The sequence below is a fragment of the Pseudomonas sp. L13 genome (genome assembly GCF_009935965.1).
Classification (GTDB): Bacteria; Pseudomonadota; Gammaproteobacteria; order Pseudomonadales; family Pseudomonadaceae; genus Aquipseudomonas; species Aquipseudomonas lactis.
Genome location: NZ_QODJ01000155.1, coordinates 1 through 650, shown reverse-complemented (window position 1 = coordinate 650; position 650 = coordinate 1). Strand labels below are relative to the sequence as shown.

Sequence of the window (650 nt, the reverse complement as noted above, 5' to 3'; positions counted from 1 at the left end):
GAGATGGTTTCAACGTTGTTGCGCTCCACGGGAACCTCGATGAGTAACAACGTGCCACCGTCATGGCGCTGGATGGGTCGCCCGGTACGTCTCGTGGATGGCACCACAGTGACCATGCCAGACACTGCGGCCAATCAAGCTGCCTATCCGCAATCTCGTGGCCAGAAAGCAGGGTTGGGCTTTCCCATTTGTCGTTTGGTAGGAATCATTTGCCTGTCCAGTGGTGCCGTTTTAGACGCCTCACTGGGGCGCTTTCGAGGCAAAGGTGGCGATGAGCAGACGTTACTCAGAACGATGCTCGATACACTGAATCGAGGCGATATTGTGTTGGGCGATGCCTACTACGCGACATACTTTTTGCTGTGCGAACTGCGACGCCGCGGGATTGACGGCGTGTTTGAACAATACGGCGCCAGACGGCGCAGTACGGACTTTCGGCTCGGGCAATCGCTTGGGTCGGAGGATCATTTGGTTGAGCTGACAAAGCCCAAGAAGCGACCTTCTTGGATGAGCCAGGCTTCTTACGAAGAAGCGCCTGAAACACTGACAGTACGTGAACTGAAAACCGGTGGAAAAATCCTGGTAACCACTTTGAACTGCCCGCAGCAAGTGCCTAAAGCCGGGCTCAAATCACTGTACAAAGACCGTTG

At 54.8% G+C, this 650-nt stretch carries 1 protein-coding gene; it reads left to right on the top strand.

Annotated features, from left to right (window positions below):
- Positions 1-650 (top strand): IS4 family transposase (locus DK871_RS28450; protein ID WP_161907477.1); only part of this gene is annotated, 650 nt, incomplete at both ends.